The sequence below is a fragment of the Leptothrix ochracea genome (genome assembly GCF_041083635.1).
Lineage (GTDB): Bacteria > Pseudomonadota > Gammaproteobacteria > Burkholderiales > Burkholderiaceae_C > Sphaerotilus > Sphaerotilus ochraceus.
Genome location: NZ_JBFPHB010000040.1, coordinates 31237 through 55178, shown reverse-complemented (window position 1 = coordinate 55178; position 23942 = coordinate 31237). Strand labels below are relative to the sequence as shown.

21 protein-coding genes are annotated in these 23942 nt (G+C 57.9%); 18 read left to right on the top strand and 3 right to left on the bottom strand.

Going from position 1 to position 23942, the window contains the following annotated elements:
* The 8 genes from pilM to aroB form a co-directional block, all read left to right on the top strand.
* Positions 1 to 97, top strand: a 97-nt coding sequence (gene pilM, locus AB3X39_RS12685) for a pilus assembly protein PilM (protein WP_369417749.1), incomplete at its 5' end; no start/stop codon positions are given.
* Positions 94 to 720: a PilN domain-containing protein gene (locus tag AB3X39_RS12680; RefSeq protein ID WP_369417745.1), complete on the top strand. Its 627-nt coding sequence runs from the start codon at positions 94 to 96 to the stop codon at positions 718 to 720. The genes pilM and AB3X39_RS12680, both read left to right, overlap by 4 nt.
* Positions 721 to 747: 27 nt before the next feature.
* Entirely contained in the window at positions 748 to 1491 is a 744-nt protein-coding gene (locus AB3X39_RS12675; protein ID WP_369417744.1) for a type IV pilus inner membrane component PilO, read from the top strand.
* A gap of 2 nt (positions 1492 to 1493) precedes the next feature.
* The gene (locus AB3X39_RS12670; protein ID WP_407069248.1) at positions 1494 to 2057 is read left to right on the top strand and encodes a pilus assembly protein PilP; all 564 of its coding nucleotides are present in this window, start codon (positions 1494 to 1496) and stop codon (positions 2055 to 2057) included.
* Positions 2054 to 4357 (top strand): type IV pilus secretin PilQ, encoded by a 2304-nt coding sequence (locus tag AB3X39_RS12665; protein WP_369417743.1) that lies wholly within the window; start codon positions 2054 to 2056, stop codon positions 4355 to 4357. The genes AB3X39_RS12670 and AB3X39_RS12665 overlap by 4 nt, the downstream gene beginning before the upstream one ends.
* Before the next feature lie 448 nt (positions 4358 to 4805).
* Positions 4806 to 6473: an Ig-like domain-containing protein gene (locus AB3X39_RS12660; protein WP_369417742.1), complete on the top strand. Its 1668-nt coding sequence runs from the start codon at positions 4806 to 4808 to the stop codon at positions 6471 to 6473.
* Positions 6473 to 7030, top strand: coding sequence for a shikimate kinase (locus AB3X39_RS12655; protein ID WP_369417741.1), 558 nt, complete (start codon positions 6473 to 6475; stop codon positions 7028 to 7030). The genes AB3X39_RS12660 and AB3X39_RS12655 overlap by 1 nt, the downstream gene beginning before the upstream one ends.
* A 30-nt stretch (positions 7031 to 7060) precedes the next feature.
* Positions 7061 to 8167 (top strand): 3-dehydroquinate synthase, encoded by a 1107-nt coding sequence (aroB, locus tag AB3X39_RS12650; protein WP_369417740.1) that lies wholly within the window; start codon positions 7061 to 7063, stop codon positions 8165 to 8167.
* An 11-nt stretch (positions 8168 to 8178) separates the two neighbouring features.
* On the opposite strand, the gene cysK is transcribed toward aroB, so the two are convergent.
* Complete coding sequence (cysK, locus tag AB3X39_RS12645; RefSeq protein WP_369417739.1) at positions 8179 to 9111, bottom strand: cysteine synthase A; 933 nt, start codon at positions 9109 to 9111, stop codon at positions 8179 to 8181.
* 70 nt (positions 9112 to 9181) lie between these two features.
* On the opposite strand from cysK, the gene AB3X39_RS12640 reads away from it, so the two are divergent.
* From AB3X39_RS12640 to AB3X39_RS12600, 9 genes are all read left to right on the top strand, one after another.
* Entirely contained in the window at positions 9182 to 9919 is a 738-nt protein-coding gene (locus AB3X39_RS12640) for a transposase (RefSeq protein WP_369417738.1), read from the top strand.
* Between the two features lie 140 nt (positions 9920 to 10059).
* Complete coding sequence (locus AB3X39_RS12635) at positions 10060 to 14853, top strand: glutamate synthase-related protein (protein WP_369417737.1); 4794 nt, start codon at positions 10060 to 10062, stop codon at positions 14851 to 14853.
* A gap of 40 nt (positions 14854 to 14893) precedes the next feature.
* The gene (locus tag AB3X39_RS12630; protein WP_369417736.1) at positions 14894 to 16360 is read left to right on the top strand and encodes a glutamate synthase subunit beta; all 1467 of its coding nucleotides are present in this window, start codon (positions 14894 to 14896) and stop codon (positions 16358 to 16360) included.
* Positions 16361 to 16505: 145 nt separating this feature from the next.
* Positions 16506 to 17360, top strand: a complete 855-nt coding sequence (locus AB3X39_RS12625) for an ABC transporter ATP-binding protein (RefSeq protein ID WP_369417735.1) — start codon at positions 16506 to 16508, stop codon at positions 17358 to 17360.
* Complete coding sequence (gene mlaE, locus AB3X39_RS12620) at positions 17357 to 18145, top strand: lipid asymmetry maintenance ABC transporter permease subunit MlaE (RefSeq protein WP_369417734.1); 789 nt, start codon at positions 17357 to 17359, stop codon at positions 18143 to 18145. Before AB3X39_RS12625 ends, mlaE begins: the two co-directional genes overlap by 4 nt.
* Before the next feature lie 14 nt (positions 18146 to 18159).
* Entirely contained in the window at positions 18160 to 18636 is a 477-nt protein-coding gene (mlaD, locus tag AB3X39_RS12615) for an outer membrane lipid asymmetry maintenance protein MlaD (RefSeq protein WP_369417733.1), read from the top strand.
* The gene (locus AB3X39_RS12610) at positions 18633 to 19343 is read left to right on the top strand and encodes an MlaA family lipoprotein (protein WP_369417732.1); all 711 of its coding nucleotides are present in this window, start codon (positions 18633 to 18635) and stop codon (positions 19341 to 19343) included. Before mlaD ends, AB3X39_RS12610 begins: the two co-directional genes overlap by 4 nt.
* 96 nt (positions 19344 to 19439) lie before the next feature.
* Positions 19440 to 20045, top strand: coding sequence for an MlaC/ttg2D family ABC transporter substrate-binding protein (locus tag AB3X39_RS12605; protein WP_407069238.1), 606 nt, complete (start codon positions 19440 to 19442; stop codon positions 20043 to 20045).
* An 8-nt stretch (positions 20046 to 20053) separates the two neighbouring features.
* Positions 20054 to 20347 carry an STAS domain-containing protein gene (locus tag AB3X39_RS12600; RefSeq protein WP_369417731.1) on the top strand — a complete coding sequence of 98 codons (294 nt, stop codon included), beginning with the start codon at positions 20054 to 20056 and terminating at the stop codon, positions 20345 to 20347.
* A 15-nt stretch (positions 20348 to 20362) separates the two neighbouring features.
* On the opposite strand, the gene AB3X39_RS12595 is transcribed toward AB3X39_RS12600, so the two are convergent.
* A complete protein-coding gene (locus AB3X39_RS12595) occupies positions 20363 to 21220 on the bottom strand; it encodes an SIS domain-containing protein (protein WP_369417730.1) in 858 nt (285 codons plus the stop codon).
* 75 nt (positions 21221 to 21295) lie between these two features.
* The gene (gene zwf / locus AB3X39_RS12590) at positions 21296 to 22771 is read right to left on the bottom strand and encodes a glucose-6-phosphate dehydrogenase (protein WP_369417729.1); all 1476 of its coding nucleotides are present in this window, start codon (positions 22769 to 22771) and stop codon (positions 21296 to 21298) included.
* 202 nt (positions 22772 to 22973) lie between these two features.
* Here zwf and tal point away from each other — a divergent pair, with 202 nt between their 5' ends.
* Complete coding sequence (tal, locus tag AB3X39_RS12585; protein ID WP_369417728.1) at positions 22974 to 23939, top strand: transaldolase; 966 nt, start codon at positions 22974 to 22976, stop codon at positions 23937 to 23939.
* Positions 23940 to 23942 lie beyond the last annotated feature (3 nt).

Sequence of the window (23942 nt, the reverse complement as noted above, 5' to 3'; positions counted from 1 at the left end):
GGCCGTGGGTAGTGCGGTGCGCGAAAGCAAGATGCGCCGTGAGGCTCCCTCGTATTTGACGGCCTGTGGATTGGCCTTGCGGAGATTCAAACAATGATTTTGATCAATCTGCTACCTCACCGGGAAGAGAAGCGTAAATACCGAAAGCAGGTTTTCTTTGTCGGGTTGGGGGTCGCCGCCGCTGTGGGGGTGCTCATCGCCGGGGCTTGGATGATGGTGCTCACCGAGTTGACGTCTCAGCAGCGTGGTCGCAACGATTTTCTCAGTGTTGAGATCAAAAAGCTCGAAGATCAAATTCATGACATTGCGTCTTTGAAGGCTGAGATCGAAAGTTTGAAGGCACGTCAAAAAGTTGTGATTGATTTCCAAATTGATCGCAATATGCCCGTCCATCTGCTTAATGAATTGGCCATTCAGACCCCAGAAGGGGTCTATCTCAGCTCGCTGCGTCAGGACGGGCAAAAAATTGTCGTGACTGGGATCGCACAGACAAACGAGCGTGTCTCGGAGTTGTTGCGCAACATTGCGAACAATTCGATCTGGCTTGAGCGTCCAGAGTTAGCAGAGACCAAGGCATCTTTGGTCGTTACCTCAACGCGTGAGCAGAAACGCTTGTACGATTTCTCTATGAAATTCGATTTGAAGAGACCCCTTGAAAAGCCCAAATCGGCGGTGCCCGCGGTTTCGGCCCCGAGTGCTTCTTCCGCACGGCCCTCTTGATGAGGTATCACCGAGAAAGGGGCGATCATGGCCATAAAAATTGATCTTGAAGGTGTCTTCGAACGCGCGAAGGCCCAATTTAGCAACCTCAATCCGAGCGAGCCTGGGCAGTGGCCGATCCTTCCCAAAGTGGCGGCTTGGGCCGCTGCTTCCGTGGTTGTGGTCTTTGTCGCTTGGTTTGTGCTGGTGTCGGGAGCGATGGGCGACTTGGAAGCTGAAAACGCCAAAGAGCCCGAACTCAAGGACACCTACAACAAAAAATTGGCAGAAGCGATCAATCTTGATGCTTTGCGCAAGCAAAAGCTTGAAGTTCAAGAGTATGTGACACAACTCGAACGACAACTTCCCGCCAAGGCGGAGATGGACGCCTTGCTCTCGGATATCAACCAAGCAGGGTTGGGGCGAGGTTTGCAATTTGAGTTGTTCCGACCGGGTCAAGCGTTGATACGTGAGTACTACGCTGAGCTGCCTATCTCACTGCGTGTGAGTGGTCGCTTCCATGACTTTGGTGCTTTTGTCGCCGATATAGCCAACCTGTCCCGAATAGTGACTCTGCACAACATTGTCATCACCACGCAGACTCAGTCAGCAGTCGGTGGGTCGGGTGCTGCGGGCCTAGCTGTACCGAGTGGTCAATTGACCATGGAGGCGACAGCGAGAACGTATCGATATCTGGACCCCTCTGAAGTGGGTATGGGCCGCAAGGCAGCTGCTGCCAGCGCGGCGAACCCGAGTCCGGGTGGTGCTAAACCTGCAGGAGCTGCCAAATGATGATGCTCCGAGCCCCTTGGTCAAAACGCTGCTGGCCGTTTGCAGCGTCGTCATTTTTGGCAATATGTCTGAGCGCTTGTGGTGATCCAACCGCTGAATTGCATGAATGGATGGATCTTCAGCGCAAGAATGTCAAGCCAAAGGTTTCCCCGCTTGAGAAACCGCGCAAGTTTGATCCGGCCCCTTATGCTGAGTCGAGTGCTGTTGAGCCGTTCAGTACACAGAAATTAGCAGTGGCGGTTCGTCAGGAGAGTCGTCAGCCCAATTCGCTCTTGGCTTCGGAAATGAACCGACGCAAAGAGCCACTTGAGTCGTATCCCCTCGATGGATTGAGAATGGTTGGCAGCATGATGCGCAGTGGGCAGTATTTCGCCATGCTCAAAGCGGATAGCTTGCTTTACCAAGTCAAAGTCGGCGATTACGCCGGCCAGAATTTCGGTCGAATCACTCGTATTAACGAGACAGAAATCGCGCTGCGCGAAGTTGTCCAAGACGCGGCCGGTGAATGGATTGAGCGTACCAGTACGCTACAGCTGCAAGAACAGACCCAGGAGAAGAGTCGATGAAACTCACCGAGAACTGTGCCGAAAATTTCTTCGGTGTGATCCGTCGAGCCCAGCATTGGTTGGCAGCTGTTGCGTTGGTGGTTCCAGCGTTGGTGGCCCATGCGGAGGTGTCCATTCAATCGGTCACAACGTCTGTCCAAGGCGGTAAAGAGGTTGTTCGGATCGAATTGAGTGATGTGCTTGAAATTCAAGCCCCGCTCAGTGGCTTTACGACCAAAACACCGGCACGCGTTGCGGTGGATTTGCCGGGTGTGACCAATGCGACCGGGCGTACAAGTCATGACATGAATCAGGGTAATTTGCGCTCGGTGGTGATTGCGCAGTCCCAAGATCGTTCTCGCTTGGTGTTGAACCTCAAGCAATCGGTGGGGTATCGCGCGGAGGTTCAGGGGAAGGTCGTTTTAGTGACGTTGGATTCGCAGTCTGGGACGGCGATGACACCTGTTGCTGCTGCTTCGGCAGGGCAGGCACCACCACCACCCGTACCGGTTCAGACTGCGCAGCTCGTGACACCACCGATGGGTGTTGCGTCGGATGCGTCCGAACCGATTCACTTTGCCGACAGCATCAATCGCCAATCGTTACCGTTGCGCGACATCGATTTTCGTCGTGGACGTGACGGTGCCGGTCGTGTCGTTGTCGAGTTGCCGAATACCCAAGTTGGCGTTGATATTCGCCAGCAAGGGCAAAGTTTGGTGGTTGAATTTCTTCGAAGCAAGCTCCCCGACAATTTGCGGCGCAAGCTGGATGTGACGGATTTCGGTACACCGGTCCAAAGTGTTTCCTCCAGCCAAGTGGGTGAACGCGTGCGTGTTGTGGTCGAACCACGCGGTGCTTGGGAGCACAGCGCCTATCAAACCGACACTCAATTCGTGCTGGAAGTTCGTCCGCTGAAGGTGGATGCTCAGAAGCTGACACCCGGTGCAGGATTCAATGGCGAGAAGTTGTCGTTGAATTTCCAAAGCATTGAGGTGCGTTCGCTCTTGCAAGTGATTGCGGACTTCACCAACTTCAACGTGGTGACCAGTGATACCGTGACGGGCAGTGTCACGCTGCGTCTCAAAGATGTTCCTTGGGATCAGGCGCTTGAAATCATTCTGCAAGCCAAGGGCTTGGGTGTGCGCAAGAACGGGAACGTGTTACTCGTTGCGCCCAAAGATGAATTGGCGGCCAAAGAGAAACTTGAGTTGGAATCCAAAGCTCAAGTGGCAGCGTTGGAGCCGTTGCGCACCCAAGCGTTTCAGCTCAATTACACCAAGTCAGAGGATGTGGCGAAGGGTTTGATTGGGCAGCAGGGCAACTCTTCCGGCGGAGGGTCTGGCGGTGCTGGTGGTCCTGCCAATGCGATGCGGATTCTGTCGCCGCGTGGTTCAGTCATCTCCGAGCATCGTACCAATCAGCTTTTTGTGACGGACATTGCTGGCAAACTTGAAGAAATTACGCAACTGATTGCCAAGATCGATGTGCCTGTGCGCCAAGTCATGATTGAGGCTCGTATTGTCGAGGCTGATGATAGTTTTGGGCGCTCGCTTGGGGTTCGTTTAGGCTCGTCGGATGCTCGGGGGATCAATGGCGGTGTTCCGGGGTGGCAGGTGTTGGGAGGCCCCCAAGTCGCTGTTGGCGGCAACTACGCATCGGTGGGTGCAACGACTTTGCAGCCCAACAGTTCTGCGACCTTTGCGGATACCCAGTTTGTCAACTTGCCTGCCAATGTGGCCAATGCCAACTTCGGCGGCTCTGCTGCCGGCACTTTTGCCCTGTCACTTTTCAGTGCTACCGCTAATCGGTTCTTGAACCTTGAGTTGTCTGCGCTAGAAGCAGAGAGCAAAGGGAAAGTGGTTTCCAGTCCACGTGTCATCACAGCCGATCAGGTCAAGGCCTTGATTGAGCAAGGGACGGAACTGCCGTATCAAGCGGCGACTTCGAGTGGTGCGACATCGGTGCAGTTTCGTAAAGCCAATCTCAAACTTGAAGTCACGCCGCAAATCACACCTGAAGGCAACATCATCTTGGATGTGGATGTGAACAAGGACAGTGTCGGTGTTCAGACGTCGGCTGGCTTCGCCATCAACACCAAGCATGTCAAAACTCAAGTGCTGGTTGAAAACGGCGGGACTGTTGTCATCGGCGGTATTTTTGAAGTCAATGAGCGTGACCAGATCAGCAAGGTTCCGTTGCTGGGCGATATCCCTTATCTCGGCGAACTCTTTAAGAGTAAGTTGCGTGTGAGCAACAAAACGGAGTTGTTGATATTCCTGACCCCTAAGGTCATCACAGACCGCAATGCGGCTGCGCATTGAATGCGCGGGTTGTCTGAACTGAATGGATAGGGTGGTTTTTATGCGTATTCCAAAGATTTCAGGCTGGTTAGCCATTGGGCTAGTCGCTGCACTAGGCCTCGTCGCGTGTGGTGGTAGCACAGGTAGTGGCAATAGTCTCTACAACACGGGTAGCAATACCGGCACAACAGGGACTGGGACCGGCACAGGGACTGGGACAGGGACGGGGACGGGGACGGGGACGGGGACGGGGACCGGCACAGGGACAGGGACAGGGACGACAACTTCCAACGCAACCTCGATTGAGGTCATGTCCAGCCTGACATCAGTCGGTACAGCTGGCGAGCAAGTGACGATCACGGCCACGGTCAAGGACAGCGGCAATCGTGCTTTGGCGACTGCGCCGGTGCTGTTTTCGACCGATACCGGCACGTTGGTGGTGCCGCCGACTACGACAGATGCGAACGGCATGGCGGCAGCCAAGTTCAATGCTGGCAATAGCAAGAACAACCGCATTGCGACCATCACTGTGACATCGGGTACCAGCACGGCGGTTGGCACCATCACCATTCCGATCGCGGGCTCTCGATTGGCCATTTCCGGTGCGACAACGCTCGTGCTTGGAGCTTCGACCACGCTCACGATCAAAGCGACCGATTCGGCAGGCAATGTCATTGTCAATGCTCCGATCAGTATTGCTAGTGCGCTTTCAAACACCTTATCTGTGACCTCGGGGGTGACCGATAGCAATGGTTTGCTGACGTTGACTTATACCGCCAGAAATCCTGGTTCCGATACCCTGACCTACTCGGGCCTCGGGGTTTCGGGGTCGAGTGCAATGTTGGTCTCGGGTGACAATTTCACATTCGTGAGTCCCGTAGCCAACGTGCAGCTGCCCGTGGGAGCGGCCACATCAGCGCCGTTACAAGTTCAATTCTTGCGTAATGGGGTACCGATCGTGGGCCAAGTCGTGAGTTTTGCGACCACTGGCGGGAGTCTTGACGTGGCCTCTGGGACCACTAACGCTCAGGGTATTGCCGCGACAGGGATTCGTTCCAACTCGGCAGGTCCTGCCACGGTTTTGGCAACTGCTGGTACGGCGCAGGCCACAATTCCATTGAGTTTTATTGCAACCCAGCCAAGCCAGTTGGTTTTGCAAGTCTCGCCGGCAGCGATTGGACCGAATGCCGCCGGTTCGTTCACCAAGTCAGCCCAAGTGGTGGCCAAGGTCACGGATGCCAACAGCAATCCGGTGCCCAATATTGCCGTTAACTTCAGCAAGGTGGTCGATCCGAGCGGCGGTGATGTCTCCTCACCATCGGCTGTCACGGATATCAATGGATTGGCTTCGGTACAGTACTTCTCCGGGCCAAATCCGACCCAAAACAATGGTGTTCAGCTGAAAGCAGTGGTGGCGAATGTTCCGACTGTGGTCGGTACAACCATGCTGACGGTGAATCAGCAAGCCTTATTTCTGTCGCTTGGTACAGGTAATACGATCACCAATCTTGATCCGGCCCAGACGACCTATCGCAAAGATTGGATCGTGACCGTGCTTGATGCTGGTGGCGCGCCTGTGGCTGGCAAGCAGTTGACGGTGAAAATTCTGCCGGTGGCTTATCGTAAGGGCAGCATGATCTGGTGTGCCACGGCTTGGTGTACCTCGTTGTGGGATGGTGCCTTGACGCCTCAGACGATGCCCGATGGTTCCTTGGGTTTGCCCAAGGGAACATTCATTTCTTGCGCCAATGAAGACTCGCTGCTGGGTGTGACGAATCCCTTGTCTTACAACGGGGTGCTTGATGCCGGGGAAGATTTCAACGGGGATGGCAAACTTTGGCCCGGGGGGGTGGTGGCTGTTTCGGCCACGTCGGCTGCTGGAGCCACCACGACAGAAACTGTGTTGATAACCGATGCGACGGGCCGAGCTGCCTTGTCGTTGACATACCCTGAGAGCCTTGTCCCATGGGTTGAGGTTCGTCTGCAAGTTTTGGCGCAAGTAGCGGGCACGGCCGGGATGACCGATGCTGTTTTTGTGGTCGAGGGGATGTCCTCTGATTTGACCGCTCAGGCTGTAACCCCTGCGGGACTCATCAGCCCCTTCGGTCAAGCCACCACGTGCAGTTCCCCCAAGTGATGGTTCAACGCAGCATCAGCCTTGTTGCTTTACCCGGTGCGGGTAAATCAACGGCTGGGCGGCAGTTGGCGGCGTCGTTGGGGTACGCCTTTGCGGATGCGGATGCTGAAATTGAGCGCCGCATCGGCATGAGTATCCGGGCGTACTTCGACCTTGAGGGTGAAGCCGCCTTTCGTGACATCGAGCAGCAAGTGATTGCTGAGTTGGTGCGGCGCCCATTGCAAGTTTTGGCGACCGGTGGCGGCGCGGTGCTGCGAGATATCAATCGCCGTGAGTTAAAGCAAAACACCACGGTGATTTATTTGCGAGCTTCACCGGAGGAACTGTTTCGGCGTCTGCGGCACGACACCAGTCGGCCGTTACTGCAAGTGCCTGATCCATTGCGCAAGCTCCAAGAGCTTTTTCACCAGCGAGATCCGTTTTATCGAGAGGTGGCGCATTACGTGATCGAGACGGGGCGGCCTTCCGTGGCCACCTTGGTGAACATGATCAGCATGCAGCTTGAACTGGCCGGTTTGGTGGATCCACACCGTCCCGGGCGTCAGCGAAGCGCCTGAGCCATCAAGCCTGCCGCTAAACTGGGCGGCATGCAAACCTCCACTTCTTCCCGTTCTAAGCAACTGGTTCACCTTGATCTGGGTGAGCGCAGCTATGACATCCACATCGGTACAGGCTTGCTCGACGCAGCTGATAGCTGGGATGGTTTGCCGCGCAGCGCCACGGCACTGATCGTCACCAACACCACTGTGGGGCCGCTTTACGCTCAGCGCGTAGCTCGTCAGTTGGCTCCTCGTTATGGCCGGGTGCTCGTGATCGAGTTGCCAGATGGTGAAGCCTATAAAGATGCCGCCACGCTTAACTTGATCTATGACCGTTTGTTGGCTGAGGCCTGTGACCGCAAGACCGTGCTTTTTGCCTTGGGTGGTGGGGTGATCGGTGACATGACTGGCTTTGCTGCGTCGTGCTACATGCGCGGTGTGCCCTTTGTGCAGATCGCCACCACGCTGCTGGCCCAAGTGGACTCATCGGTGGGCGGTAAGACCGCCATCAACCACCCCTTGGGCAAGAACATGATCGGTGCGTTCTATCAGCCGCAGCGCGTCATCTGTGATCTGGAGACGTTGGATACTTTGGCCCCGCGTGAATACGCGGCCGGTTTGGCTGAAATTATCAAGTACGGGCCGATCTTTGATGCCGAGTTCATGACGTGGATGGAGGAGCATCAAACCGCTTTGAACGCGCGCGACAAAACGGCTTTGGCCTATGCCGTGCAGCGATCTTGTGAAATCAAAGCGGCCGTGGTTGGCGCGGATGAGCGCGAAGGGGGCCTGCGAGCGATCCTCAACTTTGGCCATACCTTTGGCCACGCGATCGAAGCTGGCATGGGTTACGGGGCGTGGTTGCACGGTGAGGCGGTCGGTGTCGGCATGCTGATGGCTGCCGAGTTATCCGCGCGCTTGGGTTGGATGGATCAGGCCTTCGTATCGCGGCTGCGTCATTTGATTGAATCGATGGGCTTGCCTGTGGTTGGACCTGACCTTGGGCCTGCACGCTATCTTGAACTGATGCGCGTGGACAAAAAGGCGGAGGCCGGTGAGATCCGTTTTGTCTTGATCGACCAACTGGGACACGCCAAAGTCGCGGCGGCACCTGATGACATGGTTGCAGAAGTCATCAGAGCGCATAGCGCCTAACTTTGTACGCGTTAGGTGCCGTTGGCCGTTGGTAGAAATCCATCCACGGTCAGGTAGCGCTCACCGGTGTCGTAGTTGAAGCCCAAGATGCGTGATTTGGGTTCAAAGCTTGCCAATTTCTGGGCGATGGCCGCCAAAGTTGCCCCGCTGGAAATGCCGACGAGTATGCCCTCTTGGCTGGCGCAGCGTCTTGCCATATCCCGTGAGGCGTCGGCATCAACGCGGATCACATCATCCAGAAGGTGGGTGTTCAGGTTTTTAGGAATGAAGCCGGCACCGATGCCTTGGATGGGGTGCGGTGCTGGTTTACCGCCACTGATCACCGGCGAGGCGGTGGGCTCGACGGCGTAGACCCGTAACTTGGGCCATGCCGCCTTGAGGGCTTCGGCGCAGCCGGTCAGGTGTCCTCCGGTACCGACGCCAGCCACCAAAATATCGAGGCCTTCAGGAAAGTCGGCCAAGATTTCTTGGGCGGTGGTGTTGCGATGGCAAGCAACGTTGGCGGGATTCTCAAACTGACGAGGCATCCAAGCGCCGGGTACGGTTGCAAGCAACTCCTCGGCCTTTTCAATGGCGCCGCGCATGCCTTTTTCTCGGGGAGTCAGGACGAAATGGGCCCCGTAAGCCACGATCAGTCGGCGGCGTTCAATACTCATGCTGTCTGGCATCACCAAGGTCAGGGGATAACCTTTGACGGCTGCGACCATGGCCAGACCGATACCCGTATTGCCTGATGTGGGCTCGATGATGGCGCAGCCCGGCTGAAGTAGGCCCTGCGCTTCGGCGTCTTCGATCATGGCCAAAGCGATTCGATCCTTGATGGAGCCACCAGGGTTGCTGCGCTCAGACTTGATCCAGACCTCATGGGTGGTGGCCCCGAATAATCGGTTGATGCGTATATGCGGTGTCTGACCAATGGTCGCAAGTATGTTCATGGCTTTCATGGCTCATCCTCTCGTAGATTTTGTGAATAGCTGGGATCGCGTTGCCTGACCCTGCACGACGTGCATCACAATGCCACATTTTCCTTGCCTTGGCGTCACCTTCACGCTGTCTTTAACCATGGCTCGTTTGCCCCGTCTATCGATTCCTGATTGGCCCCACCATGTGGTGCAGTGTGGACACGATCGGCAGGTGATTTTTCATGATGACGAAGATCGCAAGGCGTATCTGATGGCTCTGAGGGAAGGTGCTGCGACCTTACGCATGGCCGTGCATGCCTACGCCTTGCTTGATCGGGAGGTTCATTTGCTCATCACACCGCCTTCGGCGCAAGCGTTGGGGCAATTGATGCAGGCCATTGGACGGCGCTATGTGACGGCGTTTAATCGCCGCCATGGCAGGACCGGGACTTTATGGGAGGGGCGCTATCGCACCACGATCATTGATCACGGTGCCGATACGCTGACTGCGATGCGCTATATCGAACAAGCACCAGTGCGAGCCGGCCTGAGCGCTGTCGCCGCAGGATGGACATGGTCAAGTGCCGCGCACCATCTTGGGCACGCACGAGATTCTTTGCTTTTGGACGTGCCTGCTTTTTGGTTCTTGGGTAATACGCCGTTTGACCGTCAAGCGGCATGGTTGCGCTCTTTAGAGGACTTTTTACCCGCAGAAGTGGTGGAGCGTATGACGCACAGCGTGATGCATGGTTGGCCTCAAGGGTCGGGTGCATTTCTTGCTTCGTTGGCTCGGTACACTGAGCGACCCTTGTCACCGCGACCGCAGGGTCGTCCGCGTCGCACAGCATAAGCACTTTGTTCTGTCCCTATTTACTTGATTGACTTTATTTTGGCGACAAAAACAGTGTCTGTCCCCATTTAATTGTTCTTGATGCCTTTGCTGCGCCGCAGTAATCTTCCGCCCATTTCCATTTGTTTCCTAGGAGCGCCATGAATCAGGCCGCCTCGGGGTTTTCTGCCCCGCAAGACTTCTCGCCCGCGACGTCTCTCGAAATCGAAGCCCTTGCGCAAGGCGGGTTGTATGACCCTGCGAATGAACACGACGCTTGTGGTGTCGGTTTTGTGGCGCACATCAAGGGGCAAAAGGCCCACGCCATCGTCGAGCAGGGTCTGAAGATTCTTGAAAATCTCGACCACCGTGGTGCGGTGGGCGCTGATGCCTTGATGGGTGACGGTGCCGGTATCCTGATCCAGATTCCGGATGAGTTTTTCCGGGCTGAAATGGCCGCCCAAGGCGTGATGCTGCCACCGCTTGGTGAGTACGGCGTGGGCATGATTTTCTTGCCCAAGGAGCACGCTTCACGCTTGGCCTGCGAGCAAGAAATGGAGCGCGCGATCAAGGCTGAAGGCCAAGTGCTGCTGGGTTGGCGCGATGTGCCGGTGGACGCTGACATGCCGATGTCGCCCACGGTGCGCAAGACTGAGCCGATCATTCGCCAAGTCTTTATCGGCCGTGGCGCTGACGTGATCGTGCCGGATGCGCTGGAGCGCAAGCTGTACGTGATCCGCAAGACCGCGTCTGCGGCCATCCAAGCCTTGAAGCTGACGCACAGCCGCGAGTACTACGTGCCCAGCATGAGCTGCCGCACCATCATCTACAAGGGCCTGCTGCTGGCGGATCAAGTCGGCAAGTACTACAAAGACTTGCAAGACCCGCGCACGGTGTCGGCCTTGGCCTTGGTGCACCAGCGCTTCTCAACCAACACCTTCCCCGAGTGGCCCTTGGCTCACCCGTACCGGATGGTGGCCCACAACGGTGAAATCAACACCGTCAAGGGCAACTTCAACTGGATGCGTGCCCGCGAAGGCGTGATGAAGTCGCCGGTGTTGGGCGACGATTTGAAGAAGCTCTATCCGATCAGCTTTGAAGGCCAGTCGGACACCGCCACCTTCGACAACGCGCTTGAGCTGTTGACCATGTCGGGCTACTCGCTGGCGCACGCCGCGATGATGATGATCCCGGAAGCGTGGGAGCAGCACACCACGATGGACGAGCGTCGTCGGGCCTTCTACGAGTACCACGCTGCCATGATTGAGCCGTGGGATGGTCCCGCCGCGATGGTTTTCACCGACGGTAAGCAAATCGGCGCCACCTTGGACCGCAACGGCCTGCGTCCGGCGCGCTACATCGTCACCGACGACGATCTGGTGGTGATGGCTTCGGAAGCCGGTGTGCTGCCGATTGCTGAAAACAAGATCGTGCGCAAGTGGCGTTTGCAGCCGGGCAAGATGTTCCTGATCGACTTCGAACAAGGTCGGATCGTGGACGACGAAGAGCTGAAGAATCAGTTCGCCTCGGCCAAGCCCTACCGTCAGTGGATTGAGAATGTTCGCATCAAGCTTGACGCGATCCCGGCTGAAGTCACACCCACCGCCTACAGCGAAAGCGTGTTGGATCGCCAACAAGCTTTTGGCTACACCCAGGAAGACATCAAGTTCCTGATGGCGCCGATGGCCGCCAACGGTGAAGAAGCCATTGGTTCGATGGGCAATGACAGCCCGCTGGCGGTGCTGTCGGACAAGAACAAGCCGCTGTACAACTACTTCAAGCAGTTGTTTGCGCAGGTGACGAATCCGCCGATCGACCCGATCCGCGAAGCCATCGTGATGTCGCTCAACAGCTTCATCGGCCCCAAGCCGAACTTGCTGGACATCAACGCGGTGAATCCGCCGATGCGTCTTGAGGTGGCCCAGCCGGTGCTGGACTTTGACGACATGGCGCGTCTGCGTCGCATCGAAAAGCACACGGGCGGCAAGTTCAAGGCCCATGAGCTCGACATCACCTACCCGCTGGCTTGGGGCCCGGAAGGTGTGGAAGCCAAGCTGGCTTCGCTGTGCGCGCAGAGCGTGGACGCCATCAAGAGCGGCCACAACATCTTGATCATCAGTGACCGTGCCATGGACCGTGCCAACGTGGCCATCCCGGCGCTGTTGGCGCTGTCGGCCATCCACCATCATTTGGTGCGTGAAGGCTTGCGCACCACAGCTGGCTTGGTGGTGGAGACGGGCTCAGCACGCGAAGTGCATCACTTTGCTGTGCTGGCCGGTTACGGCGCTGAAGCGGTGCACCCGTACTTGGCGTTGGAAACCTTGGCCGATATGGCCAAGGAACTGCCCGGTGCGTTGTCGGCGGACAAGGCGATCTACAACTACGTCAAGGCGGTTGGCAAGGGTCTGTCGAAGATCATGTCGAAGATGGGCGTTTCGACCTACATGTCTTACTGCGGTGCGCAGTTGTTCGAGGCCATCGGCCTGAACAAGGACTTGGTGGCCAAGTATTTCCGGGGCACGCCGACCCAAGTTGAAGGCATTGGCGTTTTCCAGGTCGCTGAAGAGTCGATTCGCAACCACCGCGCCGCTTTTGGCAACGACCCGGTGCTCGACACCATGCTGGACGCAGGCGGTGAGTACGCTTGGCGTACCCGTGGCGAAGAGCATATGTGGACGCCGGATGCGATCGCCAAGTTGCAGCATTCGACCCGTTCGGGCAAGTTCGAGACCTATAAGGAATACGCCCAGATCGTCAACGATCAAAGCCAGCGTCACTTGACGCTGCGGGGCTTGTTCGAGTTCAAGGTGGACCCCAGCAAGGCGATCCCCTTGGAGCAGGTTGAATCGGCCGCCGAGATCGTCAAGCGTTTTGCCACCGGGGCCATGTCGCTGGGCTCGATTTCTACCGAAGCTCATTCGACCTTGGCCTTGGCCATGAACCGCATCGGCGGCAAGTCCAACACGGGTGAGGGCGGCGAAGATCCGGCGCGTTATCGCAACGAGTTGAAGGGTATTCCGATCAAGCAAGGCACCACGGTGTCGGATGTGATCGGTGCCAAGCAAATCGAAACCGACTACACCATGCAGCAAGGCGACAGCCTGCGCTCCAAGATCAAGCAAGTCGCCTCAGGCCGCTTTGGCGTCACGACCGAATATTTGGCGTCAGCGGATCAGATCCAGATCAAGATGGCTCAAGGGGCCAAGCCGGGCGAGGGCGGACAACTCCCGGGTGGCAAGGTCTCGGAGTACATCGGCAAGTTGCGGCACTCGGTGCCGGGCGTGGGCCTGATCTCGCCGCCGCCGCACCACGATATCTACTCGATCGAGGACTTGGCGCAGCTGATCCACGATCTGAAGAACGTCAATCCGAAGGCGGATATCTCGGTCAAGCTGGTGTCGGAAGTGGGCGTGGGCACCATCGCTGCCGGCGTGACCAAGTGCAAGGCCGATCACATCGTGATCGCTGGCCATGACGGCGGTACCGGCGCATCGCCGTGGTCGTCGATCAAGCATTGCGGCACACCGTGGGAGCTGGGTCTGGCTGAAACCCAGCAGACTTTGGTCCTGAACCGTCTGCGCGGTCGGGTGCGCGTGCAGGCCGATGGTCAGATGAAGACCGGCCGTGACGTGGTCATCGGTGGCTTGTTGGGTGCCGACGAGTTCGGTTTTGCCACCGCTCCTTTGGTGGTGGAAGGCTGCATCATGATGCGCAAGTGCCACCTCAACACCTGCCCGGTGGGTGTGGCCACGCAAGATCCGGTGCTGCGTCAGAAGTTCACCGGCAAGCCTGAGCATGTCGTCAACTACTTCTTCTTTGTGGCTGAAGAAGCACGTCAGATCATGGCGCAGCTGGGTATTGCCAAGTTTGACGACCTGATTGGTCGCGCTGACTTGCTCGATACCAAGAAGGCGCTCAGCCATTGGAAAGCCAAGGGTCTGGACTTCAGCAAGGTGTTCCATCAGCCGGTGGTGCCGGCTGACGTGCCGCGCTTGCATGTCTCCACCCAAGACCATGGTCTGGGCAAGGCGCTGGACATCAAGCTCATCGAAAAAGCCAAGGCAGCCATCGAGAAGGGCGAGAAGGTCCAGTTCATGGAGAACGCGCGCAACGTCAACCGCTCGGTTGGCGCCATGCTGTCGGGTGAACTGATCAAGCACCATCCAGAGGGTCTGCCGGACGACACCGTTTTTGTGCAGATGGAAGGCACCGGCGGGCAGAGCTTCGGCGCTTTCTTGGCCAAGGGCATCACCTTCTATCTGATCGGTGAAGCCAATGACTACACCGGCAAGGGCTTGTCGGGTGGCCGCATCGTGGTGCGTCCGTCGATCGACTTCCGGGGCGACGCGATCCGCAACATCATCGTCGGCAACACCGTGCTGATCGGTGCGACCAGCGGTGAAGCCTTCTTCCGGGGCGTGGCGGGCGAGCGTTTCGCGGTGCGTCTGTCGGGTGCGACAGCGGTGGTGGAAGGCACCGGCGACCACGGTTGTGAATACATGACCGGCGGCACCGCCGTGGTGTTGGGTAAGACGGGGCGCAACTTTGCCGCTGGTATGTCGGGCGGTATCGCCTACGTCTATGACGAAGATGCTTCGTTCGCCAGCCGCTGCAACACCGCCCAAGTGGCGTTGGAAAAGGTTTTGAGCGCTGCCGAGCAGGAAAAGAGCTTGGATCGCGCCATCTGGCACCGCATCGGTGCTGAGGCCCAGACCGACGAAGTCCTGCTCAAGAAGCTGTTGCAGGATCACCATCGCTGGACCGGCTCTTTGCGCGCTCGCGACATCCTTGACAACTGGAGCGAAGCCCGCACCAAGTTCGTCAAGGTCTTCCCGAACGAGTACAAGCGTGCGCTCGGTGAAATGGGTGCGGCCAAAGCGGCTGACGCCACCATCGCCAAGGCCAAAGGCGAGACCAAGGGTGACGGCAAGGCGGTTGCCGCCGCTGCCAAGTAATCGGCACCGTCCTCAAAAAGCTCAGTAAGGAATCGACACCATGGGTAAGGTCACAGGTTTTCTGGAATACGAGCGCCTCGAAGAGGGCTACGAGCCGGTCGAAAAGCGCCTGAAGAACTACAAAGAATTCGTCATCGGTCTCAAGGCCGACGAAGCGAAGATTCAGGGCGCGCGCTGCATGGACTGCGGTACGCCGTTTTGCAACAGCGGCTGCCCGGTCAACAACATCATTCCAGACTTCAACGATTTGGTGTACCGGGGTGATTGGCAAAACGCCATCACGGTGCTGCACAGCACCAACAACTTCCCCGAGTTCACCGGGCGTATTTGTCCGGCACCGTGCGAAGCGGCGTGTGTGATCAATGTCAACGGCGACGCCGTGGGCATCAAGTCGATCGAGCACGCGATCATCGACCGCGCGTGGGAAGAAGGTTGGGTCAAGCCCCAGCCCGCCGCGTTAAAGACCGGCAAGAAGGTGGCGATTGTCGGCGGTGGCCCCGCTGGCTTGGCGGCTGCGCAGCAGTTGGCTCGCATCGGGCACGCGGTCACGGTGTTCGAGAAGAACGACCGTGTGGGTGGCTTGCTGCGCTACGGCATCCCCGACTTCAAGATGGACAAGGCGCACATCGACCGTCGCGTCAAGCAAATGGAGCTGGAGGGTGTGGTCTTCCGCACCAACGTCTTGGTGGGTGAGTTGCCCAAGGGCTCCAAGGTGACCAACTGGGCCAAGGAAACCCTCAGCGCTGAACAGCTCAAGGCCGAGTTTGACGCCGTCTTGCTGACGGGCGGTGCCGAGCAAAGCCGTGATCTGCCGGTACCGGGTCGTGATCTGGCCGGGATCCATTTCGCCATGGAACTGTTGCCGCAGCAAAACAAGGTCAACCACGGTGGCAAGGTGAAAGACGCGATCCGTGCCGATGGCAAGCATGTCATCGTCATCGGCGGTGGTGACACCGGCTCAGACTGCGTTGGCACCAGCAACCGTCACGGTGCTGCCAGCGTCACGCAGTTTGAAGTGATGCCGCAGCCGCCGGTCGAGGAAAACCGCCCGCTGACGTGGCCGTACTGGCCGCTCAAGTTGCGCACCTCGTCGAGTCACGACGAAGGTTGCGTGCGTGAGTTTGCGGTTTCAACCAAGGAGTTCATGGGTGAAAACGGCAAGGTCACGGGTCTGAAGACCGTGAACGTCGAATTCAAGGATGGCAAGCTGGTCGAGATCGCTGGCACCGAAAAGACCTACAAGGCTGATTTGGTGCTGCTGGCCATGGGCTTCGTGAACCCTGTTGCGACCGTGCTCGACGCCTTCGGCGTCGAAAAAGACGGCCGTGGCAATGCCAAGGCTGGTGTGGACGCCGCCATCGGCTATCGCACCAACGTGGCCAAGGTCTTTGCTGCCGGTGATATGCGCCGGGGTCAATCCTTGGTGGTGTGGGCCATCCGCGAAGGCCGCCAAGCGGCTCGGGCGGTGGATGAGTTCCTGATGGGCTCCAGCACACTGCCGCGCTGAGTTTGCTGCGCTTCTTTTTGCGCTTTCGCACCACCTGATCGAGGTGGGTTCCTGAATCAAAGGAGCCCACCTCTTTTTCTTGGCTTCAGGTCATCCCCTATGATTCGGGCTTCTTCGCCCATCCGGGGCGTTTTCCTGGGGTTCCATGACAATTGATGCCAAAGCTGGTTGGTCGCAAGAGACCGACGTGCTGCCGCTGGTGGAGCTGTCTTCGGTCAGTTGCGGCTACGAGGACCGGATCATTCTGAGCGATGTCAACATCGTGGTGCCACGGGGTTCGGTGGTGGCCTTGATGGGGACCTCTGGCGGCGGCAAGACCACCGTGTTGCGGCTGATCGGCCGTCAACTCAGCCCGCTGTCTGGCAAGGTGTTGTTTGATGGTCAAGATCTTGAGCCCTTGAGCCGCGCGCAGATGTTTGCGGCGCGCCGGCGTATGGGCATGCTCTTTCAGTTTGGTGCCTTGTTCACCGATCTTTCGGTGTTCGACAACGTGGCTTTTCCGCTGCGTGAGCACACCGATTTGTCTGAAGAGCTGATCCGCGATCTGGTGCTGATGAAGCTCAACGCGGTGGGCCTGCGCGGTGCGCGTGATTTGATGCCCAGCCAGATTTCTGGTGGCATGGCGCGTCGGGTCGCCTTGGCCCGTGCCATTGCACTGGACCCCGATCTGATCATGTACGACGAGCCTTTTGCCGGGCTGGATCCGATTTCGATGGGTATTTCGGCCCGACTCATCCGGGAACTCAATGACGCCTTGGGGGTGACCTCCATCGTTGTGTCTCACGATGTCGAGGAAACCTTCTCCATCGCCGATCACGTCATCTTCATCGCCAATGGGCGCATTGCGGCTCAAGGCACGCCCGACGAATTGCGCCACAGCGAAGATCCCTTGGTGCGCCAGTTTGTGACGGCTTCGCCCGACGGCCCGGTGTGCTTCCATTACCCCGCACGCTCGATTGCGGAAGATTTGAACTGCGCCCAAGGCGGGAGGTCAGCATGAGGAGTTGGCGTTGGCCGTCGTTATGGGTGGGTCGTGGGGTTCGGCGCTGGCTGGGCAACATCGGCTATGGCACGCGCTTGTTTTTTCGCTTGTTGGCGTTGTGCCCGCAGGCGCTGAAACGTCCTGGTCTGGTGGCGGATCAGGTCCATTTCCTTGGCAACCACTCCTTGGCCATCATCGTGGTCTCGGGCTTGTTTGTCGGGTTTGTGCTCGGTTTGCAGGGCTACTACACCTTGCAGCGCTATGGCTCGGCCGAGGCTTTGGGGCTCTTGGTGGCCTTGTCGCTGGTGCGCGAGTTGGGCCCGGTGGTGGCGACCTTGTTATTTGCTGGTCGGGCCGGAACGTCGCTGACGGCTGAAATCGGCTTGATGAAAGCGGGCGAGCAGTTGGCGGCGATGGAAATGATGGCCATCGATCCGGTGCAGCGGGTGTTGGCGCCGCGCTTTCTGGGGGGGCTGATCGCCTTGCCGGTCTTGGCCACGATCTTCAGTGCGGTGGGGATCCTCGGCGGCTGGGTGGTTGGCGTGGTCCTCATTGGTGTCGATGAGGGCGCTTTTTGGTCGCAGATGGAAGGCGGGGTTGATGTTTTGCGCGATGTCGGCTACGGCGTCATCAAGAGTGTCATCTTCGCCATCACCGTGACCTACATTGCTTTGCTGCAAGGCTATGAAAGCCAACCCACCCCTGAGGGTGTCGCACGTGCTACGACCCGCACGGTGGTGATGTCGGCGTTGGTGGTTCTGGGGATGGACTTCATCCTCACGGCCTTGATGTTCTCGATTTGATAAGGAAAAACGACATGCACAAATCTCGTCACGATCTGTGGGTCGGCGTCTTTGTTTTGCTGGGTGCGCTGGCGCTGCTGTTTCTGGCTTTGAAGGCGGGCAATCTGTTGGCCATTTCCTTCGAAGAGACCTACACGGTGCAAGCGCGCTTTGACAACATTGGCGGGCTCAAGCCGCGCGCGGCGGTCAAGAGTGCTGGGGTGGTGATTGGTCGTGTGACCTCCATTCGCTTCGATGACAAGACTTTCCAGGCCACGGTGGAGTTGGCGTTGCAAAAGCGCTTTGCCTTTCCCAAAGACAGCTCGGCCAAAATTCTGACCGCCGGTTTGCTGGGTGAGCAGTACATCGGCTTGGAGCCTGGCGCGGAAGAAAAGACCTTGGTGGCGGGGGATCTCATTGCCCAGACTCAGTCAGCGGTGGTGCTTGAAGCCTTGTTGAGCCAGTTCCTTTACAACAAGGCTGCTGACAGCGGTGCTGGGACGCATAAATGAAGTTCCGGTTTGGTTCGCTGGTGCTGGTCTGCGTCGTCCTGATCCAGGGCTGTGCAAGCACCAAGGCCGGCTCCGATCCGTATGAGTCGTGGAATCGATCGGTCTTTGATTTCAACGACAAGCTTGATGAGGCTGTGCTGGCCCCTGTGGCCCGGGGCTATCAAACTTGGGTGCCGCAGGCGATACGCACGGGGATCGGTAACTTCACCGCCAATACCCAAGATGCGTGGTCGGCGGCAAACCAGTTTTTCCAAGGGCGTCCGGCCGATGGCATGTCGGATGCCATGCGCTTTTTGACCAATTCGACCTTCGGTCTGCTGGGTTTTTTGGATGTCGCGACCGAGCTTGGACTGGAGCGCCACGGCGAAGATTTTGGTCAGACCTTGGGTGTCTGGGGGGTGAAGCCCGGGCCCTACATCGTCTGGCCTTTGTTTGGCCCGTCCACCGTGCGGGATTCGAGCGTGGCGTTGCTTGACCAGTATGGCTCGGTCGATAACGTGATCACCCCGGTGTACGACCGTTATGCGGTGACGGGCGCCCGGCTGCTTCATACGCGAGCCAGTTTGCTCGGAGCGTCCGGCATGCTGGATTCGATCAGCTTGGACAAGTATCTGTTCATTCGCGACAGCTTTTTGCAGCGCCGTCGCAGTCTGGTTTACAACGGCAACCCACCTGAAGAGGATTTCGACGAGGGTGCTGAGCGCTGAAAAGAGGAGGCAATGCGGGGTTTTGCGCCGGGATGTCCTCCAAACAGCTTGCTGGGCCGTTGTTGTCGTAGCAAAGGAAAAAAGATGATCAAGACCATGCGTTCCATGTTGTGTGCCACGGCTTTGGGGCTGGTGGTGTTTGCGGCTCAAGCCCAAGTGGCTGCTGACGCCTTTGTGCGCCAGTTGTCGGCGGAGGTGGTCGATACCGTCAAGGCCGATAAGGCCATCCAGGCCGGTGATTTGCGCAAGGTGATTGCGTTGGTGGACACCAAGATCTTCCCGCATGTCAATTTTCAGCGCATGACCGCTTCTGCGGTGGGGCGTCACTGGCGTCAAGCCACTCCGGAGCAGCAAAAGCGGTTGCAAGACGAGTTCAAGTTGCTCTTGATTCGCACCTACGCGGGTGCGTTGGCACAAATCAAGGACCAAACCCTTGAATTCAAGCCCCTGCGCGCCAAGCCTGAAGACACCGAAGTGATCGTTCGCTCGGAGCTCAAAGGCAAGGGTGATCCCTTGCAGATTGACTATCGGGTCGAGAAGTCGGGCGATACATGGAAGATCTATGACCTCAATGTCTTGGGTGTCTGGCTGGTGGAAACCTATCGTTCCAGCTTCGCCCAAGAAATCTCGGCGGGCGGGCTCGACGGACTGATCCAAAAGCTCGCAGACAAGAACAAAGCAGCCTCGGCCGCCAAAGGCTGATCCACACCATGACCATCACCTGCCCGTCTAGCCTGACCTTGAGCAACGCTCAAGCTGTTTTGCGGGATTTCCGCGTCGCTTTTGCCCAAGTGGCAGCGGTCGATAAGGGGTGGGCCTTGGATCTTGGCCCCCTAGAGCACTTTGATTCGAGTGCTCTGGCGGTGTTGATCGATTGCCGTCGTCAGGCCCAAGCGGCAGGGCAGCGGTTGATGATCAAAGACGCACCCCATGCGTTGGTGGAATTGGCGCTGGTTTATGGCGTGACGGAGTTGATCGACGTCGATCCAGATTCGTCGCCATAACGGCGTCAGAGGAGGTCAGGCCTCAGGAATCGCGTAGCGTTTGCTGCGCAGATTTTTCTTGATTTCTTGCAGCATGGGTCGCAGGGTGGGGCCCAATCGGAGGGCCACGCCGGTGGTGAGAATGTCCACCACCGTCAGATGCAGCAAGCGCGAAACCATGGGACTGTAGCGATCAAAGTCTTCCGGGTGATCGACGGCGAGCAAGATGCTGGCCTCCCGTGCAAGCGGCGAGCCACTTGCCGTGATGATGATGAGCGTGGCGCCGCGTTTGCGTGCCACTTCCGCCACATCAAGGACATCCCGGCTGCGCCCCGAGTTGGAGATGATCACTGCACAGTCCCCGGGCTCCAGCATCGTGGCTGCCATCAATTGCACGTGGCTGTCGCTGTAGGCAATGGCGTTGACACCGAGTCGGAAAAACTTGTGCTGTGCGTCTTGCACCACAAAGCCGGAATTGCCGACGCCGTAAAACTCGATGCGTTTTTTCTCTTGGCCGGCATGGGCCAAGGCTTCCATGGCGCGCTCAAAAGCATGGCACGAGGCGTCATTACGGTACTTCAGCAAGGCGGAGACGGCGTTGTCGATCACCTTGATGATCAGCTCCGCAGGCTTGTCGTCTTCATCGACGGCGCGGTGAACAAAGGGCACACCCTCGTTCACAGTGCCAGCCAGTTTGAGTTTGAAGTCCGCCAAACCGTCGTAGCCCACGCTGCGGCAAAAGCGCACCACCGTGGGTTTGCTGACGTGCGAGCGTACGGCAAGCTCCACCACAGGCAAGCTTGAAAAGCTGCGTGGATCAGCCAACACCAGCTTGGCGACCCGTTGTTCAGCGGGAGAAAGGGCGGGTAAACAGGCGCGGATGCGATCTAGCATGGGGAGTCTTTGCGGGGGCGCGAACGCCGTGGAGGGGCGTGCCACCCATGAGAGCTGATGGAACATGGCGCGACTTTACTGCTCCTCGCTCCACGCAAAGCCATCGCGGGCGACCAAGGCACTCGAAGCCGCGGGCCCCCAGCTGCCGCAGACGTAGCCCCGGGGACCGCCTGCATCCGCTTCGTCTTCCCGCGCCCACGTGTCCAAGATAGGTTCCACCCAGCGCCAAGCTTGAACTTGTTCATCGCTGCGCACGAATAAATTGAGCCGGCCACTGATGGCGTCCAGCAGTAGACGCTCATAGGCGCCCACCCGTTCGGTGGGGAACGCCTTGCCGAAGTCCAGATCCAAGGAGACGGGAGAAAGGACATCGGCGGCGGCGGCATTTTGAGTTGAGCTTGAGCCTTTGACGGCCATCAAGTGCAATTCCAAGCCGTCTTCTGGCTGGAGCTTGATGACCAGCTTGTTGGCATGTTGTGAACCTCGAAAGATCGGGTGCGGTACGGGACGGAAGTTGACCACGATCTGGGCATCACGGGCGGCAAGGCGTTTGCCCGTGCGCAAGTAAAACGGCACGCCCGCCCAGCGCCAGTTCTGCACTTCGGTGCGCAGGGCCACAAAGGTTTCGCAGCGGCTTTCCTTGGGGACTTTGGGCTCATCCAGATAGCCAGGGGCATTTTGGCCGTGGATGTTGCCACCACGGTACTGGCCGCGCACCACATCTCGGTTCACCGAATCGGGGGTGAAGGGCTTGAGGCTGCGCAACACTTTGAGTTTCTCATCGCGAATAGCATCGGCATCGCTGGAGATGGGCGGCTCCATCGCGATCATGGTGAGCAGTTGCAAGGCGTGGTTTTGCACCATGTCGCGCAGCGCGCCGGTTCGGTCGTAGAAGTCACCTCGGGTGCCCACGCCCAGCGATTCAGCCAAGGTGATCTGAATGTTGGCAATGCTCTCGCGGCGCCACAGGGGTTCAAACAGCGCATTGCCAAATCGCAGCGCCATCAGGTTCTGCACCGAGGGTTTACCGAGGTAATGGTCGATGCGCAGGGCTTGGTTTTCGTTGAAGACCGAACTGACGGCCCGGTTGATTTCGAGGGCGCTCTTCAGATCGTGGCCCAAGGGTTTTTCCAGCACCAAACGGGTGTTGGGTCCATTCAGGCCGGCTTGTCCGAGTCGTTCACAGACTTGGGTGAACAAATGCGGGCTGGTGGCGAGGAAGAACACGACGGTATCGGCGCTGCGTTCGGCCAGCCAGTCTTTGAGTCGGTCGTAGTCCTGTGCTTGGGAGAGATCCATCCGGCGGTAATGGACCATGCTGGCAAATTGCGCGAACTCATCGTCCGACGGCCGTTTGGGGGTGTCCACATGATGGAAACGCTCTTTGAGCCAAGCTCGGTAAGCTTCGTCACTTTGTTCATCGCGGGCCACGGCCAAGATGCGGCCCTCGGTCGGGAGCTTGCCATGCCTGAAGGCCTGAAACAGCGCGGGCATGAGCTTGCGCCAAGTCAGATCGCCGGTGCCACCGAAAAACACGAGATCGAAAGACATGGTCGAGTCCGGATCAAAAAAGTTGTATGGGGGACAACGTCAAACGTTGCTGTGAAACAAAGTTTCATGCGCATGATGCCCATCGTGTGACGTGACGTCAATCAAGAAATTGGTGGCCTCAAGGGTTATCACGTAATTTGGTTACTTATTTCTTGTGTGGTGGAGTACCATAGATATCGCATCAGATCATCTTTTTGAAGTCATGCCGACGCAACTGGAACACCTCAAACAGTTCACCACGGTGGTCGCCGATACCGGTAACTTCCGACAACTGGCACAGTTCGCACCCCAAGATGCGACCACCAACCCTTCATTGATCCTCAAGGCCGTGCAGCAGCCCGAGTACGCCCCTTTGTTGACCGATTGTGTGGCAGCGCACAGGGATTTTCCTCGCCCAGATATCGTGGACCAATTGCTGGTCCGTTTTGGCTGTGAAATCTTGGCACTGATTCCGGGGCGTGTTTCGACGGAAGTCGATGCCTGCCTCAGCTTCGATACGGCGGCGACCGTGGCACGCGCTCACCGACTGATTCGTTTGTATGAGCAGTCCGGGGTGCCTCGTGAGCGTGTCTTGATCAAGATTGCGGCCACATGGGAAGGTATTCAAGCGGCGCGGGTTTTGGAGCGCGAAGGTATTCACTGCAATCTGACCTTGTTGTTCTCCTTTTGTCAGGCCGTGGCCTGTGGTGATGCCGGGGTGACGCTGATTTCACCCTTCGTAGGCCGTATCTACGACTGGTACAAGAAGTCCGCAGGCACCACGTGGGATGAAGCTGCGCACGCTGGATTGAACGATCCGGGGGTCAAATCAGTCTGCCAGATCTATACCTACTACAAGCACTTCGGTCTTTCAACCGAAGTGATGGGTGCGAGCTTTCGCAACGTGGGGCAAATTTTGGCCTTGGCCGGATGCGATCTGCTCACCATCAGCCCGGATTTGCTGGCGCTGCTGCAAAGCGCCGATGTCGAGGCCGCCCCTGTGGTGCGCATCCTTGATCCTGACACCGCGAAGGTGGCTCACATGCCGGCCATCAGTTATCACGAGGCAGCTTTCCGCTACGCACTCAACGATGACGCTATGGCGACCGAAAAACTCGCCGAAGGGATCCGGGCTTTTGCTGCGGATGCCGTCAAGCTCGACAAGCTGATCGAACTGGCTCTTGGTTGAAAA